The organism is Pseudomonas gorinensis (assembly GCF_042015035.1).
Lineage (GTDB): Bacteria > Pseudomonadota > Gammaproteobacteria > Pseudomonadales > Pseudomonadaceae > Aquipseudomonas > Aquipseudomonas gorinensis.
Genome location: NZ_CP167125.1, coordinates 705,160 through 721,513, shown reverse-complemented (window position 1 = coordinate 721,513; position 16,354 = coordinate 705,160). Strand labels below are relative to the sequence as shown.

19 protein-coding genes and 1 tRNA gene are annotated in these 16,354 nt (G+C 60.8%); 15 read left to right on the top strand and 5 right to left on the bottom strand.

What is annotated here, in order from left to right; genetic code table 11:
- Positions 1 to 8 precede the first annotated feature (8 nt).
- The 5 genes from hisA to AB7933_RS03230 form a co-directional block, all read right to left on the bottom strand.
- A complete protein-coding gene (hisA, locus tag AB7933_RS03250) occupies positions 9 to 746 on the bottom strand; it encodes a 1-(5-phosphoribosyl)-5-[(5-phosphoribosylamino)methylideneamino]imidazole-4-carboxamide isomerase (RefSeq protein ID WP_016972250.1) in 738 nt (245 codons plus the stop codon).
- A gap of 39 nt (positions 747 to 785) precedes the next feature.
- Positions 786 to 1,043 carry a DUF2164 domain-containing protein gene (locus AB7933_RS03245; protein ID WP_024072885.1) on the bottom strand — a complete coding sequence of 86 codons (258 nt, stop codon included), beginning with the start codon at positions 1,041 to 1,043 and terminating at the stop codon, positions 786 to 788.
- Entirely contained in the window at positions 1,044 to 1,682 is a 639-nt protein-coding gene (hisH, locus tag AB7933_RS03240; protein ID WP_024072884.1) for an imidazole glycerol phosphate synthase subunit HisH, read from the bottom strand. It abuts the gene before it with no gap.
- Positions 1,682 to 2,275 (bottom strand): imidazoleglycerol-phosphate dehydratase HisB, encoded by a 594-nt coding sequence (hisB, locus tag AB7933_RS03235; protein WP_017849940.1) that lies wholly within the window; start codon positions 2,273 to 2,275, stop codon positions 1,682 to 1,684. The genes hisH and hisB overlap by 1 nt, the downstream gene beginning before the upstream one ends.
- Positions 2,276 to 2,617: 342 nt before the next feature.
- Positions 2,618 to 4,279: an OFA family MFS transporter gene (locus tag AB7933_RS03230; RefSeq protein ID WP_041160817.1), complete on the bottom strand. Its 1,662-nt coding sequence runs from the start codon at positions 4,277 to 4,279 to the stop codon at positions 2,618 to 2,620.
- Between the two features lie 324 nt (positions 4,280 to 4,603).
- On the opposite strand from AB7933_RS03230, the gene AB7933_RS03225 reads away from it, so the two are divergent.
- The 15 genes from AB7933_RS03225 (at position 4,604) to AB7933_RS03155 (ending at position 16,311) form a co-directional block, all read left to right on the top strand.
- The gene (locus AB7933_RS03225; protein WP_024072882.1) at positions 4,604 to 6,814 is read left to right on the top strand and encodes an AsmA family protein; all 2,211 of its coding nucleotides are present in this window, start codon (positions 4,604 to 4,606) and stop codon (positions 6,812 to 6,814) included.
- Positions 6,811 to 7,878: an A/G-specific adenine glycosylase gene (mutY, locus tag AB7933_RS03220; protein ID WP_024072881.1), complete on the top strand. Its 1,068-nt coding sequence runs from the start codon at positions 6,811 to 6,813 to the stop codon at positions 7,876 to 7,878. The genes AB7933_RS03225 and mutY overlap by 4 nt, the downstream gene beginning before the upstream one ends.
- Positions 7,875 to 8,147 (top strand): oxidative damage protection protein, encoded by a 273-nt coding sequence (locus AB7933_RS03215; RefSeq protein ID WP_024072880.1) that lies wholly within the window; start codon positions 7,875 to 7,877, stop codon positions 8,145 to 8,147. Before mutY ends, AB7933_RS03215 begins: the two co-directional genes overlap by 4 nt.
- 103 nt (positions 8,148 to 8,250) lie before the next feature.
- Positions 8,251 to 8,326, top strand: a tRNA-Phe gene (locus AB7933_RS03210).
- 208 nt (positions 8,327 to 8,534) lie between these two features.
- Positions 8,535 to 9,737 (top strand): tyrosine-type recombinase/integrase, encoded by a 1,203-nt coding sequence (locus tag AB7933_RS03205; RefSeq protein WP_024072879.1) that lies wholly within the window; start codon positions 8,535 to 8,537, stop codon positions 9,735 to 9,737.
- A 122-nt stretch (positions 9,738 to 9,859) separates the two neighbouring features.
- Entirely contained in the window at positions 9,860 to 10,870 is a 1,011-nt protein-coding gene (locus AB7933_RS03200; RefSeq protein WP_024072878.1) for a hypothetical protein, read from the top strand.
- Between the two features lie 161 nt (positions 10,871 to 11,031).
- The gene (locus AB7933_RS03195) at positions 11,032 to 11,283 is read left to right on the top strand and encodes a helix-turn-helix transcriptional regulator (RefSeq protein WP_024072877.1); all 252 of its coding nucleotides are present in this window, start codon (positions 11,032 to 11,034) and stop codon (positions 11,281 to 11,283) included.
- Entirely contained in the window at positions 11,284 to 11,589 is a 306-nt protein-coding gene (locus AB7933_RS03190) for a helix-turn-helix domain-containing protein (RefSeq protein ID WP_024072876.1), read from the top strand.
- Positions 11,586 to 12,059: a Rha family transcriptional regulator gene (locus AB7933_RS03185; protein ID WP_024072875.1), complete on the top strand. Its 474-nt coding sequence runs from the start codon at positions 11,586 to 11,588 to the stop codon at positions 12,057 to 12,059. The genes AB7933_RS03190 and AB7933_RS03185 overlap by 4 nt, the downstream gene beginning before the upstream one ends.
- 478 nt (positions 12,060 to 12,537) lie before the next feature.
- A complete protein-coding gene (locus AB7933_RS03180) occupies positions 12,538 to 12,801 on the top strand; it encodes a hypothetical protein (protein ID WP_024072873.1) in 264 nt (87 codons plus the stop codon).
- Positions 12,798 to 13,130 carry a hypothetical protein gene (locus AB7933_RS03175; RefSeq protein ID WP_024072872.1) on the top strand — a complete coding sequence of 111 codons (333 nt, stop codon included), beginning with the start codon at positions 12,798 to 12,800 and terminating at the stop codon, positions 13,128 to 13,130. Before AB7933_RS03180 ends, AB7933_RS03175 begins: the two co-directional genes overlap by 4 nt.
- A 6-nt stretch (positions 13,131 to 13,136) precedes the next feature.
- Positions 13,137 to 13,424, top strand: coding sequence for a hypothetical protein (locus AB7933_RS03170; RefSeq protein WP_024072871.1), 288 nt, complete (start codon positions 13,137 to 13,139; stop codon positions 13,422 to 13,424).
- The gene (locus tag AB7933_RS03165; protein WP_024072870.1) at positions 13,417 to 13,644 is read left to right on the top strand and encodes a hypothetical protein; all 228 of its coding nucleotides are present in this window, start codon (positions 13,417 to 13,419) and stop codon (positions 13,642 to 13,644) included. The genes AB7933_RS03170 and AB7933_RS03165 overlap by 8 nt, the downstream gene beginning before the upstream one ends.
- Positions 13,641 to 14,522 carry a toprim domain-containing protein gene (locus tag AB7933_RS03160; RefSeq protein ID WP_024072869.1) on the top strand — a complete coding sequence of 294 codons (882 nt, stop codon included), beginning with the start codon at positions 13,641 to 13,643 and terminating at the stop codon, positions 14,520 to 14,522. Before AB7933_RS03165 ends, AB7933_RS03160 begins: the two co-directional genes overlap by 4 nt.
- The gene (locus tag AB7933_RS03155) at positions 14,509 to 16,311 is read left to right on the top strand and encodes a DUF927 domain-containing protein (RefSeq protein WP_024072868.1); all 1,803 of its coding nucleotides are present in this window, start codon (positions 14,509 to 14,511) and stop codon (positions 16,309 to 16,311) included. The genes AB7933_RS03160 and AB7933_RS03155 overlap by 14 nt, the downstream gene beginning before the upstream one ends.
- Positions 16,312 to 16,354 lie beyond the last annotated feature (43 nt).

Genomic DNA, 16,354 nt, shown 5'->3' with positions numbered 1-16,354 from the left:
GTCAGTCCTCAGCCGTTGTAGGCATCGCAGTAAGCCTGGGCTTCGGCGACGTCCAGGGTGCCCTCGTAGATCGCGCGGCCGGTAATGGCGCCGATGATCCCAGGAGCCTTGGCGTCCAGCAGCGACTTGATGTCGCCCAGGTTGTGAATACCGCCGGAAGCAATCACCGGAATCTTCGTCGCCGCCGCCAGTGCCGCAGTGAACGGTACGTTACAGCCCTGCATCATGCCGTCTTTGGCGATGTCGGTATAAACGATGGCGGACACACCGTCGGCCTCGAACTGCCTGGCCAGGTCGATGACTTGCACGGTGCTGATTTCAGCCCAGCCGTCGGTGGCGACGAAACCGTCCTTGGCGTCCAGGCCGACGATCACCTTGCCAGGGAACGCGCGGCAGGCTTCGGCGACGAACGCCGGGTCTTTCACCGCCTTGGTGCCGATGATCACGTAGCTCACGCCCGCTTTCACGTAGTGCTCGATGGTTTCCAGGGAGCGGATACCGCCGCCGATCTGGATCGGCAGGTTCGGGTAGCGCTTGGCGATCGCGGTGACCACCTCGCCATTGACCGGCTGGCCTTCGAAGGCGCCGTTCAAGTCCACCAGATGCAGACGACGGCAGCCCCCTTCCACCCATTTGGCAGCCATGCTCACCGGGTCATCGGAGAACACGGTGGAGTCTTCCATACGGCCTTGGCGCAGACGTACGCAGGCGCCGTCCTTGAGATCGATAGCGGGGATAATCAGCATCTGGCAAACCTTATTCGATATTCAGCAATGCTTGGGAAATCAGGGTTTCTCAAGCGACCACAGGTCGCTTTCGATGCTTTCGAACCTTTCTTTAAGGAGCGTCTGCGTATCGAAAATCGCCCTGTTGTAATAATGCGGAGCCACTTCGGTGGTGAACAACTCAAGAATCTCGGCGACCTCGAACGAGCCCAGCTTGAGCTCGAAGCGATCCTCCATGAAGCGCTTGATCTTGTCGGTGGCCTCACGCTCCTGTTCAGGCGTGAGGTTCAAGATCGGCTGCTTCGGTTTCCTGGCCATTTACCAGCGCCCATCCCAGGCGGCGAAGTTCTGCAGCAATTGCAGGCCATGGGTATGGCTCTTCTCCGGGTGGAACTGCACGGCAAAACGCGAACCTTCGGCCAACGCAGCGGCGAAGTCGACGCCGTAGTGCCCACCCCCCACCACCTGGCGCGGGTTACCGGCGGCGATGTAGTAGCTGTGCACGAAGTAGAAACGCGCCATGTCCGGAATGTCGTGCCACAGCGGGTGATGCACCGCCTGGCTGACTTCGTTCCAACCCATGTGTGGGACTTTCAGGTGGGCGCCGTCTTCGTGCAGGTCCTTGCCGAAGAACTTCACCTGGCCGGGAAACAGGCCGATGCAGTCGACGCCGTCGTTCTCTTCACTGCTGTCGAGCAAGGCTTGCATGCCCACGCAGATGCCGAGGAACGGGCGATCCTGGCTGACCTCGCGCACCAGGCTGTCAAAGCCCAGGCGGCGAATTTCAGCCATGCAATCGCGAATCGCGCCAACGCCCGGGAATACCACGCGGTCGGCTTCGCGAATCACATTGGCGTCGCTGGTGATCAGCACCTTGCCGGCCCCGACGTGCTCGAGGGCCTTGGCCACCGAGTGCAGGTTACCCATGCCGTAATCGATAACCGCGACCGTCTGCATTACAGGACGCCCTTGGTCGAGGGCATTTGCCCGGCCATACGCTCATCCAGCTCCACCGCCATGCGCAGCGCGCGGCCGAAAGCCTTGAACACGGTTTCGATCTGGTGGTGGGTGTTGGTGCCGCGCAGGTTGTCGATGTGCAGGCTCACCAGCGCATGGTTGACGAAGCCCTGGAAGAATTCCTGGAACAGGTCGACGTCGAAGCCGCCCACGGTGGCGCGGGTGTAGGGCACGTGCATCTGCAGGCCTGGGCGGCCGGAGAAGTCGATGACCACGCGCGACAGCGCTTCGTCCAGCGGGACATAGGCGTGGCCGTAGCGACGGATGCCTTTTTTGTCGCCAATGGCCTTGGCAAACGCCTGGCCGAGGGTGATGCCTACGTCTTCCACCGTGTGGTGGTCGTCGATATGCAGGTCGCCCTTGCTGACGATATCCAGGTCGATCAGCCCGTGACGGGCGATCTGGTCCAGCATGTGCTCAAGAAAAGGTACACCGATATCAAATCGGGCCTTTCCGGTGCCATCCAGGTTGATCGAGGCTTTGATCTGGGTTTCCAGAGTGTCGCGCTCGACGGACGCCTTACGTTCGGCCATCACCAGCTCCGCAAAATCATTGGGCGAAAAAGGCAGCCATTATAGGGGCGCGGGCGCTAAACAGAAACATCGAAGGGGATAAGACTGATGGAGTGTCGGGGATAGACATGTGCATACAAGCAAGAGCGGGCTTATGTGTCAAAGCAGACTTGTCGTGGCGAGCGGGCTTGCCCCGCGTTGGGCTGCGCAGCAGCCCCAAAATGTACCAACGCATTCTGACGGGAAGAACGCGTTGGTTTTATTGGGGCTGCTGCGCAGCCCAACGCGGGGCAAGCCCGCTCGCCACAACCCCCAACACGCCTGTGGTCCCAACACGCCTGGGACCACAAGGCATGCGCGGTGTCAGTGGAACAGCACCGCCGTCTTCTGCAGGGTCACCCACACACCCCATGCCAACGGAATACCCACCACCAACCAGGCCGCAACAGCCAGCGGCTTGCTGCCGGCGGAGGCTTTCCACTCCAGCACGGTCGTGGCATCAGCACCTTTGTCATGACCCAGCGCCTGTTCGGCAGCCAGCTCGGCATCGGTCATGAAGTACTTGTCAGCCACCGGACGCACCAGCATGTTGCAGATGAACCCCAGCACCAGCAGGCCCGCCAGGATGTACAAGGTGATGTCGTAGGCCGCTGCGCGTTCAACGCCGATGCTCAACTGGTATTCACGCAGGTAGTTGACCAGCACCGGGCCCAACACGCCCGCCGCCGCCCAGGCAGTCAGCAGGCGACCGTGGATCGCGCCGACCATCTGGGTACCGAACAGGTCGGCCAGGTACGCCGGAACCGTCGCAAAACCACCGCCGTACATCGACAGGATGATGCAGAACGCCGCCACGAACAGCGCCACGTTACCCAGGTGCCCCAGGTTCGGGATCAACGCGTACAGGGCAAAGCCCAGGGCGAAGAACACGAAGTAGGTGTTTTTACGGCCCAGGTAGTCGGAGAACGACGCCCAGAAGAACCGGCCACCAATGTTGAACAGGCTCAACAGCCCAGTGAAGCCCGCAGCAATGGCCGCGATCGACGCCAGTTGCCCCGCATCCAGCTGGCCAAACGGTACATCCACACCCAGCAGCTTGCCGCCAAACACTTCCTGCAGCAGCGGCGAAGCCATGCCCAGGATGCCGATACCGGCGGAGACGTTCAGGCACAGCACCAGCCATACCAGGCGGAATTGCGGGGTTTTCCAGGCCACGTTCACATGCACGTGACGGTGGGTGATCATCGAGTTGCTGGCTTTTTTCGCCGGTGCGGTCCAGCCCTCAGGCTTCCAGCCGGTCGGCGGAACACGGTACGACAGTGCGCCACCGATCATGAATACGAAGTAGATCGCCGCCATCACCAGGAAGCTTTGCCACACGCCCACGCTGGTCGGCGAAGCAAAGTGCCCCATCAACGCAGCGGCCAGCGGCGCGCCAACCATGGCGCCACCGCCGAAGCCCATGATCGCCATGCCGGTCGCCATGCCGCGCTTGTCCGGGAACCACTTGATCAGGGTGGACACGGGCGAGATATAGCCCAGGCCCAGGCCGATACCGCCAATAACCCCGGAACCGATCCACATCAGCCAGATCTGGTGGGTGTAGATCCCCAGCGCCGAGATCAACAGGCCGCCGCACCAGCACAGCGCCGATACAACACCCGCCTTGCGTGGCCCGGCATGTTCCAGCCAGCCGCCCCAGATCGCTGCCGAGCAGCCCAGGAAGATGAAGAACAGGGTGTAGATCCAGCCCAGCATAGAGATGGGCCAATCGCATTGGGACGAGAAGACTTGGGCGATAAAGCTCATGTCCGGCGCACAGGCAACAGGTGCGGTGATACCCAGCGCCTTGGAGAGTGGCAGCCAGAACACCGAGAAGCCGTAGGCCATGCCGATGCACAAGTGGATGGCCAGGGCGGCCGGTGGAACCAGCCAGCGGTTGAAACCGGGCTTGGCGATGATGCGTTCCTTGGACAGGAACGCAGGCTGTGCGGCAGTAATACTCGCCGCCATGCTAGTACTCATTGGTGTTTCCCCCAGTTGTTAGTATGTGTTCGTCAGGCGCTCTCTCCCTCGGCCTTGCACGCAAAGCGTGGCCGTTTTGTTGAGTAGAGCTCCATTTAGGCGCGACCTTAAGTCGCAGAAGGCGAACGAACGTGCAGAGATTAGCATCAGTGGACGCCATAAAAACCAAAGTGCCACTACGTTTTTCGGATTTTTTGCACTTTTTGACGTCAAAATTCCGTTTTCCTGGCCCTAGATACAATGTAACGATCTGTGAACTGACGCCGGTCGTCGGGCGTTATACTCTGCGGCTACATTTTGAAATCGACATACAAGGACTCGCCCATGAAAGCGTTCGGCAAAATCCTGGGTCTGGTACTTCTCGGGTTGTTGCTGATCATTGTGGCTCTCGGCTTTGCCCTGACCCATCTCTTCGATCCCAACGACTATAAAGACGAGATTCGCCAGATTGCCCGCGACAAGGCCCACATCGAGCTGACGCTCAATGGCGATATCGGTTGGAGCCTGTTCCCGTGGCTGGGCCTGGAGCTGCACGAAGCCAGCGTCGCGACCCTGACCAACCCGACCCAACCGTTCGCCGACCTGCAGATGCTCGGCCTGTCGGTACGCGTGCTGCCGTTGCTGCGCCGCGAGGTGCAGATGAGCGATGTGCGTGTCGAGGGCCTCAACCTGCGCCTGAACCGTGACAAGCAGGGCCATGGCAACTGGGAAGACATCGGTAAGACCGCGCCGGAGGCAGGTACCGCCACCCCTGCCCCAGTGGAGCAGTCTGCCGAGCACGAACCGGAAAAACCGCCAAAACCGATCCGCCTCGATATCGACAGCCTGACGATCAACAACGCCCGCATCGAATACAACGATGAGCAGACCGGCAAGCAGTTCAGCGCCGAAAGCATCCAGCTGAGCGCCGGTGCCGTGCACGAAGGGGCAAGCATTCCGCTGAAACTCACGGCCTTTTTCGGCAGTAACCAACCGGTGATGCGCGTCAAGACCGAGCTCAACGGCAACCTGCGCATTCAACGCGCCCTCAAGCGCTACCAGTTCGAAGACATGAAACTCAGCGGCGAAGCCACCGGTGAACCGCTGCAAGGCAAGACCGTGACCTTCTCCACCCAGGGTCAACTGCTGGTGGACCTGGCGGCCAACATTGCCGAGTGGACCAACCTGAAACTCTCGGCCAACCAGCTGCGCGCACTCGGCGAGCTGAAGGTCAACGACCTCGACAAGACACCGCAGATCAGCGGCGCACTGTCCATCGCCCAGTTTGACCTGGCCACGTTCCTCGACAGCATCGGCAACCCGCTGCCACCCATGGCCGAGGGCAGCCTGAGCAAGGTCGAGCTGGTCAGCCGCCTCAAGGGCACGCCGACCAGCATGGCGCTGGAAGACCTGAACCTGAAACTCGACGGCAGCACCTTTACCGGTCGCATCGCGGTGGACGATTTCGCCAAGCAGTCACTGCGCGTGCAACTGAAGGGCGACACGTTCAACGCCGACAACTACCTGCCGGCCAAGTCCGACGCCGCCAAAGGCGCCGCCGCTGCACGCCAGGCCGAAGTCCAGAACAGCGAAGCCGGCGCGATGGCCGCCGGTGGCACCACACCGCTGCCGGACGCCCCGACCAAGGGCGCCTGGAGCACCGACAAGCTGCTGCCACTGACCCGCCTGCGCACCCTGGATGTGAATGCCGACCTCACCTTTGGGCAACTGACCCTGAGCAAGCTGCCAATCCAGAACGCGGCACTGAAGGCCACCGGCCTCGACGGCCAGCTCAAGCTCGACACCCTGAGCGGCGGCCTCTACAACGGCACCTTCCAGGCCAACGGCACCCTCGATGTGCGCCAGGATATTCCGGTACTGGCGCTGCAGAGCCGCATCAAGCAAGTGCCGGTCGAACGCATCCTGCAAGCGCAAGGGCAAAATCCGCCGGTGAAAGGCCTGGTCACCCTCGACAGCAACCTCAGCGGCCGAGGCAACAGCCAAAAGGCCCTGATCGACAGCCTCAACGGCACCGCCAGCTTCGTGATCAACAATGGCGTGTTGCTCAACGCCAACCTTGAACAGCAGTTGTGCACCGGTATTGCCCTGCTCAACCGCAAGACCTTGAACAGCGAGCCACGCGGCAAGGACACACCGTTCGAGGAACTGAAGGGCAACCTGAGCTTCCGCAATGGCGTAGCCAATAACCCTGACCTGAAAGTGCGCATCCCAGGCCTCACGGTGAACGGCAACGGTGACATCGACCTGCGTGTGCTCGGCATGGATTATCGGGTGGGCATCATCGTCGAAGGCGACCAACGCGAAGTACCGGACCCGGCGTGTGAAGTGGGCGCCAACTTCCAGGGCATCGAAGTTCCGTTACGTTGCCGTGGCCCGCTGGAACTGGGCGCCAAGGCATGCCGCCTGGACAAGGATGGCCTGGGCCAGGTCGCCATCAAGGCTGCCGGCAACCGCCTCAACGAGAAGCTGGAAGAGAAGCTCGACAAGGTAAACCCGCAACTCAAAGATGCGTTGAAAGGCCTGTTCAAACGATGAGAAACGAGCAGTTTTCACAGGCGGTGCTGAATTGGTACGACCGCCACGGTCGCCATGACCTGCCCTGGCAACAGGGCATCACCCCTTACCGGGTGTGGGTCTCGGAGATCATGTTGCAACAGACCCAGGTCAGCACCGTGCTCAACTACTTCGACCGTTTCATGGCTTCGCTGCCCACCGTCGAAGCCCTGGCCGCCGCCCCGGAAGACGAAGTGCTGCACCTGTGGACCGGCCTGGGCTACTACACCCGGGCACGCAACCTGCAAAAGACCGCGAAGATCGTCGTGGCCGAGTACGGCGGCGAGTTTCCCCGCGATGTCGAAAAACTCACCGGGCTGCCCGGTATCGGCCTGTCCACGGCCGGTGCAATTGCCAGCCTGAGCATGGGCCTGCGTGCACCGATCCTCGACGGCAACGTCAAGCGCGTCCTGGCGCGCTATACCGCTCAGGAGGGCTACCCCGGCGACCCGAAGGTCGCCAAGCAACTCTGGGCCACCGCCGATCGCTTCACCCCGCAGACCCGCGTCAACGCCTACACCCAGGCGATGATGGACATGGGCGCAACCCTCTGCACCCGCAGCAAGCCCAGTTGCCTGTTATGCCCGCTGGAAAAAGGCTGCGAAGCCCACATGCTCGGCCTGGAGACACGCTACCCGATCCCCAAGCCACGCAAGGCCATCCCCCAGAAGCGCACGCTGATGCCAATGCTGGCCAACGCCGAGGGCGCGATCCTGCTTTACCGTCGCCCTTCCACGGGCCTGTGGGGCGGTTTGTGGAGCTTGCCGGAGCTGGACGACCTCGACGACCTCGAACACCTCGCCCACCAGCATGCACTGGCCTTGGGCACGCAACAGGCACTGCCGGGGCTGATCCACACCTTCAGCCACTTCCAGCTGGCCATCGAACCCTGGCTAGTCCAGGTCGAGGAATCCGCCCATCACGTGGCCGAGGCCGACTGGCTCTGGTATAACCTCGCCACCCCGCCGCGCCTGGGCCTTGCCGCCCCGGTGAAAAAACTGCTGAAGCGCGCGGCTGAAGTATTGAACGCAGGAGAGTCGTCATGACCCGCACCGTAATGTGCCGCAAGTACAAAGAAGAACTGCCCGGCCTGGAACGCCCTCCATACCCAGGCGCCAAAGGCCAGGACGTGTTCGATCATGTTTCCGCCAAAGCCTGGGCCGACTGGCAAAAACACCAGACCCTGCTGATCAACGAAAAACGCCTGAACATGATGAACGCCGAAGACCGCAAATACCTGCAAGGTGAGATGGACAAGTATTTTTCCGGCGAGGATTACGCCAAGGCCGACGGCTACGTGCCGCCTGCTCAATAATTGATCAAAAACCGGGGTCGGCACGTAAGCGACGGTAATAATTAAATATTTTTTGAAAACTTGCTTGACGCCCCCCTGAAAAACCCGTTTAATGCGCCCCGTTGCCCAGATAGCTCAGTCGGTAGAGCAGGGGATTGAAAATCCCCGTGTCGGCGGTTCGATTCCGTCTCTGGGCACCACCTTTCGTTTTCAGGTGATGCCAAGCACACCTGAAAGCACACAAGAAACCCGCCTAGTGCGGGTTTTTTGCTTTCTACGGTTCCCAACCGTTCCCTTGTAAGCCCAAACATATGTGAGTAGATTCGTGAGTAGATCCAGTTCGGTCTAGAAATCTACTCACACCAGGACGGCAATACGCCCGCCCGGTGCGGCCTGCAAGGAGGCTGCGTGCCACTCTCAGATACCACCATCCGTACCGCCAAGCCGAAGGACAAGCTGTACCGGCTGACCGACGCCAATGGCCTGTGCCTAGAAGTGACCCCGACCGGCTCCAAGCTGTGGCGCTATCGTTACCGCTTCAACGGCAGCGCGAAGATGCTTGCGCTCGGCGCATATCCCGCGGTCACCCTGCTGAAAGCTCGTCAGCTTCGCGATGGGGCACGCCAGCTCCTGATTGAAGGTACAGACCCCGGCGAGCAGAAGAAAACCGCCAAGCAAGCACAGAGGGTCGAAGGACTGAGCTTCGAGACATTGGCGCGCGAGTGGTTTGCCTACAACGCGCCACGATGGGCAGAGAGCACAACCTACAAGGCAAAGCTGTACCTGGAGAATGATTTGATTCCAGGTATCGGCTCTCGCCCCGTAAAAGCGATCACCCGGCCCGATCTGGTAGACCTGGTGCGCAAGGTAGAGGCCAGGGGCACTCTCAATGCAGCAGGCAAGATCCGCCAATGGCTACACCAGATATTTCGGTACGGGCTGGCCAAGGGCGTCGTTGACACCAACCCAGCCACGGATCTGAGCGTGGTAGCAGCACCACCGAAAGCTGCACGCCATCATCCACACGTCACCTTTGCTGAGCTACCAGAACTGTTGGCCAAGAGCGAAGCCGCGAACATCCATTCGCTTACCCGGCATGCCATCCGCTTGCTGACACTAACGGCCGTTCGCCCGGGCGAGCTTCGCCAAGCCCCCTGGGCAGAGTTCGACTTGGACCGCGCAACCTGGACAATTCCAGCCGAACGCATGAAAGCCCGCCGCCCTCACATCGTTCCCCTGCCCCGCCAGGCTGTTGCGATCCTGCGCCAGCTTCAAGAGGTCACCGGGCGATATGAGCTAGTTTTTGCTGGCGCCAACCCTCAGCGCCCTATGAGTGAAAACACCGTCAACAAAGCACTTCGCCTCATGGGCTATGAAGGACGCCAGACAGGCCACGGCTTCCGCCACCTGTTGAGCACCGAACTGAACGGCCGCGGGTACAACAAGGATTGGATCGAACGTCAACTGGCCCACGGTGACAGCGACGAAATACGCGGCACCTACAACCATGCCGCCTATGTCGAGCAGCGCCGCGAAATGATGCAGTCTTGGGCCGACTCGATTGACGCTCAATGCACTGGCGCCAATGTGGTGAGTATCAAGCGAGCTTGAGACATTGAATTCTAATTAATCATTCCCAATGAGCACCAAGGGCTCCTTTTTCAAGTCTTGGGCGGTTAACATATTGGTCACGGCTGGTTATTCATACAGTCGATCACATATGAGCTAATCGAATGGCGGAAGCCGGTGGAGACAATCAGATAGGACCTTTCGGGCGAATAAAGCTCGACGTGATCTATTCTGACTGGGCGTCAGGTCACCACCTGAACCCCCGGCTCTTAGCCTTCGAGCTCGCCGCAACCCTAAATACGCTGGCACCGTTATCTCAGCCTATTCAATCTCTGCATGCGAGCATCTTTTCAGAAGGTCGCTCCGATAGGAATATTCAGATCACTCACGGCGCGCTCGCCGACTACTTCAGCGCAGCCAGCAACGGAAGGCTGGCCACCACCATCTCCACCAGCTCTGGCCCAGTACCTGCGGCTAATGTGCTGATATGGCGAAAATGGATTGAGCGCTTAGTTGACGAGGCAACCGCACGCACGGAGCTCGCCGCTGGATTCGCTCAACCGGCAAACGACAGCGTACCTGTCTCAACGGCAGTCAATGGCTTTGCTGCAACTAGCTACGCCCCCGCCCACCTAATACCGGGCAACGCCTCGATAGTTCTCAAAGCGCAACAAGCACAGTTGCGCCGCGAGGGTGAAAAGAGCGCGTCCGAACAACTCGACGAGCAACAGATCGCCAGGGAGAGAGCTGAGCAAAAAGTAGTAGAGCTTTCGGCCCAACTCGAAATCAAGACAGCTCAAAACCAACAACTCATTGACGAGCTGGAGTTACAGCGCCGCGAGCTCAGCGACGAGCGCCGGGCCAGGCGCGATGCTGAAGACGAAAACATTCGCATGGAGGAACATCTTGAACAGGTCATGGGGCTTGCCGAGTTCATGAACCACGACAATCAACTTTCGCCACCTGACGGGCGCTTGATTGTTGAATGTTGGTGCGATGTCACACAGAACGGAACAACCGCACCAACCGTTGGCTGGAGCGCAATTGTTGAAAAGTGGTTTAAAGCAAAAGGGATCACTCTTCCGGCTGTGAAGGTCAAATTATTCGTTACTGCGCTTACTAGCGCTGGACGCAAAAAAGGCGGTGCCATAGCTAGATCAATTAATAAGGGGTGACAGGTTGCAGTCCCCGTCCCACAAGGCCTGCACTAGTTTCTTTGACAGCAATTCGGTCCACGGGTAACACGTTAAATCCCACCTGTTACCTATTCCGCCTCAGCCTCTACCGCCAGCATTGTCATCGTCGATTACCAACAACGCCCCAGGAGGCGCAGACGATGGCAACTCAAGCCCACCCTATTCGCAAATCAGAACAGCCTACCCCCGCATGTGAACAACCTCGGCGCTTCATCAAACTGGGCGAGGTCAAGGCCCTGACCACCCTCTCCACGTCCGAGATCTATCGCCGTATCGCCGCTGGGCGCTTCCCCAAACAAGTGATGCTGGGGCCGAAGTCCGCCGTCTGGATCGAGGCAGAAGTTATTGCCTGGTGCGACTCGTTAGTCGCTCTGCGAGTGGAGGCTGCATAAATGGCCGACCAAAAAAAAGGCCAACCCAATAAGGCCAGCCCAGAAAAAACTCACCTATACGATACCAGTAACCACGCCCAACTAGTACGGCTTGTTCCGCGTCTTCGTAAAGGGCCTGCTGACACGTTCACCATCATGCGCGAGCTAAACATCTGCCGTCCTGGTGCCCGTATCTGCGACTTGCGCAATGCCGGCTACAAGATCATCACCAACCGCATCACGATGACGGATGAGTGGGGGCGCATCCACCGCGGTGTTGCCGTTTACACACTGATCGCTGAACCAGGTGCGAAGGTGGCGGCATGAATATTATCCCGCTAACCCGTGTGGGCGAAGAGCCTCGCGTGGACAGCCGGCAACTCGCCGAGCAGTTGGGCAATCAGCACAAAAATGCCCTCGCGCTGATCGAGCGCTACCTGGCAAAGTTTGCAGAGTTCGGGGTTGTTCCGTTTCAAACGGAGAAACCCTTGGTCGGAACTGCTGGTGGTAGGCCGGAGCGCTTCGCCCTGCTGAACGAAGATCAAGCGTTCTTCCTGCTGTCGTTGTCCCGCAATACCGACCGCGTTGTAGAACTGAAAGCGAGCCTAATAATGGCGTTCCGGGAAGCTCGGTATGGGCACGCCTGCCAGACGCTGGAGGCCCGCAAGCAGGAAGCCAGCAGCAATGGTCGCCGGCTGGCTCACTGGCGCTATGACAAGCCGGGTGTGTACGCGCACGTCGCCCATTTGAGGGAGCAACTGAAGCTGCCACTCGGTTTGGAGGACGCACGCCCATGACAGCTATGCTCATGATCAGCGATAAACGGTCGATAACTTTGGTTGCACGCGCCGTAAGTGATCGGTATGGTTCGCCCCAAGTCATGGCAAAATCCATGATCGGGTGTAGGAACCCAACAGAAAACTTGGCGCACAGGCGCCCCCATTACGATTGCTGGCGTCTTTTTTTACGCCCGCAGTTAAGTGTTATGGCGGCCGTGTGTGGGCAGGCTTCGGCCTGGCCGGGTTCCAAGTTTCCCGGTATTCCTACCCCACGCACGGCTGCCACCCAATCCCGTAGGAAGGACCGTGGCAGTTCCAAAATTCAACTTGGAGCGCCACCTATGTCCGCCCTCATTCCGTCCGCAATTCGCGCATTTGCTCACCGCCGCATGGCCCTGAGCGCCCTCCGCGCAAACTCCAGCCTCGCAACCCGCCTCAAGCGTTACTCGCACCACATGAGCATTGCCCGCTCCCTAGAGTCTGCCGGGGGGGTGCAATGAATACTCCCGCCCGCACCATCCAAGAGATTGCCCACGACACGCTTGAGGATCTCGAAAGCGCCCAGATCGCCCTGCGCAAGGTTGAGGCCGTTCTCTATGCCGCATTGGCAGACAAGGGCACGAGTCAGCACGTCCGCAACCTGGTAGATGTCGCGTGGAACCTGGCCGCTGACGGCGCCAACACCGCCGACTGCAACCGCGAGGCAATTTCCGCCGCTCTGTCCGGGTGCGCTGGTCTGGGCGCCGGGGGTGACGAATGAGAACGGCAATCCAAACGCGGGATGACCTCAGTTTCACCAAGCGCGACGACATGGGCAGGCTCATCAACTGGCCCCGGAACAACCCTGGCGTAGCTGCCGATTGGGAAAAGGGCCTTGCTTGCTTCGATTACGAGATCACCGAGCTGGCCGCGCATGATGAAACCGAAGCATTCGGCGCCATTCAGTTCGCCTTGTGCGGCATGGGTGGGCGATATACGAACCTTGAAATCGGCTTTGTAGATCGCGTGGCCAGGGCTGCGGTGATTGGCTTGCGCGCAATGCGAAATGGCTCCGAACGGTTCGAGCCGAAAGACTCAGTAGAGGCTTAAAAAATCATGAACAACCAAACCTGCAAAAACGCGGGTACGCCGAAGGCTTGCCTCAAGAAAACCATCGAACTTTTTTACGTCACGCACCCGAAGGTGCCCAAGGCGTTGCTGGGACCATTCTTGACCGAGGCCGACGCTGAGTGCGGGCGCGTTGTTATGCGTAGTGCTAGCGCCCAGGTGACGGCCTGCCTGGTTGAGTCAATCGACGACATTACCCGCTGGCACGGTGTGAACAACGGTCAAGTTTGCCGGGCCTTTGCTGGCGTTGATCGCCGGGAGGTCGGCCATGGATAACGTGACCCCAATCAAGCGCAGGGGCAGTGGCGGCCCACCCGCTGCTGGCGCTCATATCGACAGCGCCAGCTATGTGCTGCTGGTGGAAGCCCTAGTGGGCTTCCTGGAGCTGCGCATCTCGGAGGGGGACCAAGGCCGCCAATGCGATGAGTTGGAGCGCCTGACTCAGAAACTGGAGAGCTTGGCCAAGCGGTTTACCCCGCCGAAGGGGGCCGCGTGACTGACGCAACGATCCTATTCCGTGATGCGCTCCAGGCCGTCTATGGCCCTCTCGACTGGCTACCAGAGCCCGACGGTGCAATCCACCGATTCCGTGTGCCAGAGGATAAGCCTGGCTCGCTCAACGGCTGGTATGTGCTGTACCTGGATGGCATTGCATCCGGTGCGTTCGGCAGTTGGAAAGCCGGTGGCGCCAGCACCTGGTGTAGTCGCGAACCGGTGGACGCCCGCGAAGCGGCCCAGATCCGCGAGCGAGTTGACCAGGCCCGGCGCCAGCGCGAAGCCGAGCAACACCGGCGCCAGCAGCAGGCCGCCGAGAAGGCTAACCGCTGGTGGCGCAATGCGCGCCGCGCCTCACCCGACCACCCGTATCTGGTAGCCAAGGCAGTTCGCTCCTACGGCCTACGCCAGCGTGGCACTGACCTGCTGATCCCGCTGTACCTAGATGGGCGCTTGGTCAACCTGCAAAGGATCGGGCCGGACGGCGACAAGCACTTCCTGTTCGGCGGCCGGATCAAGGGCACCTATTCGCCACTGGGCATCATCGAGCCAGGTTCTGTGCTGTGCATCTGTGAAGGGTGGGCGACGGCCGCCAGCCTCCACCAGCACGGCGGCTATGTCGTTGCCGCTGCCATGAACGCGGGCAACTTGATCCCGGCGGCGATGGCACTTCGCGCTCGCTACCCGGGCCAACCAATCGTCATCGCCGGCGACGACGACCGACTCACCGATGGCAACCCGGGTCGCGCAGCGGCAAACGCAGCGGCGGCGGCCGTGGGTGGCCAAGTGGCTTTCCCTGAATGGCCGGAAGGCGCTCCCGAGGACCTCACCGACTTCAACGACCTCGCCAACTGGAAACTCGCCCATGTCCAAGCCTGACACTAACGTGATCAACCTTCGGCCGGACGCCGCGGCCATTGCGCCAGATCGCCCCTGCTGGGCGGTGTATGAGCATTGGGTGATCAATGAGAAGGGCCGCAAGCTGCGCCCGGGCGTTTACTGGCATAGCTTCAAGCGCGCCGCCGCTGACCAGGACGACGCCGAGGGCGATACCGGCGACCGGCCTATCACTGATGAGTGGATCTCCAGCCCCGTCACCGTCGTCGCCCGCACCACCAACAGCGACGATGGTAGCGAAGGCCGTTTGCTGCGCCTGGTCACAGAGGGCGGCATCAAGGAATGGATCATCGCCATGGAAGTGTTCGGCGGCAGCGGCGAGGACGCCCGGCGCGCATTGTTCGGTATGGGCGTCATCATTGCCCTCAAGAAGCGCGGCACGTTCATGGAGTACCTGCTCGACCAGCATCCTGCAGAAGTGTTTGCCACCACCAGCCGGCCGGGCTGGCATGAATCGGGAGCGTTCGTGCTGCCTGGGAGAACCATCGGCAGCGCCAATGTGCGGTACCAGGCCAGCAACAAGGCTCAAGTACTTTTCAGCCGGCGCGGCGAGCTGGCGCTGTGGCAATCGGAGGTGGCCGCCAAGTGCGCGGGCAACCCGGTGCTGACACTGGCGATCGGCTGCTCGCTGGCTGGCCCATTGCTGAGTTTGGTGGGCGTGCTGGGCGGTGGTGTTCACCTGGTGGGCGACAGCTCCAGCGGCAAGTCGCTGGCGCAACTGATCGGCTCGTCGGTATGGGGCGACCCGGGCGTGTTCGCCGCCAGTTGGGACATGACCAAGGGTGGCCTGGAGATCGAGGCATCGAGCCGCAATGACACCATCCTGCCCTTGGATGAGATCAAGCGCGCCGACCCCAAGCGCGTACAGGAAATGGCGTACTCCCTCGCCAACGGCCAAGGTAAAGGCACCATGACCCGTGAGCGTGAAGGCCGTGCGAAGTTGAGCTGGCGCCTGCTGACACTCTCCAGCGGCGAGCGCTCACTCTCTGAACACGCGGCCATATCCGGCAATGCCGCCCACGCTGGCGCCGAGTTGCGCATGGTCGACGTGAACGCTGGTACTCGGACACACCGGGCCTTCGACGAATTGCACGGGCTTGAGGGAGCGGACTTTCACCGACAGCTCACCGTAGCGGTCGGCGCCCACCACGGCCACCTTGGACCAGCGTTTGTGGAGCGCCTGGTCGCCGCCGACGATAAGCCCGGGCTGCTCAGTGACTTTGACGGCATCCGCGCCCAGTTCGTCGAGGACAACGCCCAGGCCGGCCGCGTGGCTGACCGGTTCGCCGTGATCGCGCTGGCGGGCGAGATGTCCATCGCCTACGGCCTGTTGCCATGGGAGCCGGGCACCGCCCTCTCCGACTGCCGCTTGCTCTACGGGGAATGGCTCTCCCGTGTCGGCGGGGGCAACGCAGAAGACCGCCAAATCCTGGCCGGCATCATCGATTTTATCGACAAGCACGGCAGCAGCCGATTCTCCGATGTCGACGCAGCGGAGGTGGACGCCAAGGTATTCAACCGCGCCGGATACTGGGAGCTGGTGGCCGGCAAGCGGCTCTATCTATTCAACAAGTCCGCGCTGATCGAGGCCGCCCATGGGTTCGGCCTCACCCGCGTGGTCAAGGCACTGGAGGTTGGCGGTGCCCTGGCCAAACGCGACACCGACCGCGATAGCCGCAAAACCAAAAAGTACCGCATCCCCGCCGGCGGATCGGCGCGCCTGTACGTCATCGACCCAGAGGCTATGGACAGCGAAGGGGGCGGCGCATGACCTCCATATCCACCAAGTATGAGTGCCCGAGTTCACAGGAACC

Excerpts from the sequence above, each read along its gene's own strand:
- AB7933_RS03190 (WP_024072876.1), top strand. The coding sequence starts at position 11,284 with ATGGCCGACCAAAAAAAAGGCCAACCCAATAAGGCCAGCCCAGAAAAA.
- AB7933_RS03175 (WP_024072872.1), top strand. The coding sequence starts at position 12,798 with ATGAGAACGGCAATCCAAACGCGGGATGACCTCAGTTTCACCAAGCGC.
- hisH (WP_024072884.1), bottom strand. The coding sequence starts at position 1,682 with ATGCAGACGGTCGCGGTTATCGATTACGGCATGGGTAACCTGCACTCG.
- AB7933_RS03170 (WP_024072871.1), top strand. The coding sequence starts at position 13,137 with ATGAACAACCAAACCTGCAAAAACGCGGGTACGCCGAAGGCTTGCCTC.
- AB7933_RS03195 (WP_024072877.1), top strand. The coding sequence starts at position 11,032 with ATGGCAACTCAAGCCCACCCTATTCGCAAATCAGAACAGCCTACCCCC.
- AB7933_RS03185 (WP_024072875.1), top strand. The coding sequence starts at position 11,586 with ATGAATATTATCCCGCTAACCCGTGTGGGCGAAGAGCCTCGCGTGGAC.
- AB7933_RS03165 (WP_024072870.1), top strand. The coding sequence starts at position 13,417 with ATGGATAACGTGACCCCAATCAAGCGCAGGGGCAGTGGCGGCCCACCC.
- AB7933_RS03155 (WP_024072868.1), top strand. The coding sequence starts at position 14,509 with ATGTCCAAGCCTGACACTAACGTGATCAACCTTCGGCCGGACGCCGCG.
- AB7933_RS03180 (WP_024072873.1), top strand. The coding sequence starts at position 12,538 with ATGAATACTCCCGCCCGCACCATCCAAGAGATTGCCCACGACACGCTT.
- mutY (WP_024072881.1), top strand. The coding sequence starts at position 6,811 with ATGAGAAACGAGCAGTTTTCACAGGCGGTGCTGAATTGGTACGACCGC.
- AB7933_RS03225 (WP_024072882.1), top strand. The coding sequence starts at position 4,604 with ATGAAAGCGTTCGGCAAAATCCTGGGTCTGGTACTTCTCGGGTTGTTG.
- AB7933_RS03215 (WP_024072880.1), top strand. The coding sequence starts at position 7,875 with ATGACCCGCACCGTAATGTGCCGCAAGTACAAAGAAGAACTGCCCGGC.
- AB7933_RS03230 (WP_041160817.1), bottom strand. The coding sequence starts at position 4,279 with ATGAGTACTAGCATGGCGGCGAGTATTACTGCCGCACAGCCTGCGTTC.
- hisA (WP_016972250.1), bottom strand. The coding sequence starts at position 746 with ATGCTGATTATCCCCGCTATCGATCTCAAGGACGGCGCCTGCGTACGT.
- hisB (WP_017849940.1), bottom strand. The coding sequence starts at position 2,275 with ATGGCCGAACGTAAGGCGTCCGTCGAGCGCGACACTCTGGAAACCCAG.
- AB7933_RS03200 (WP_024072878.1), top strand. The coding sequence starts at position 9,860 with ATGGCGGAAGCCGGTGGAGACAATCAGATAGGACCTTTCGGGCGAATA.
- AB7933_RS03245 (WP_024072885.1), bottom strand. The coding sequence starts at position 1,043 with ATGGCCAGGAAACCGAAGCAGCCGATCTTGAACCTCACGCCTGAACAG.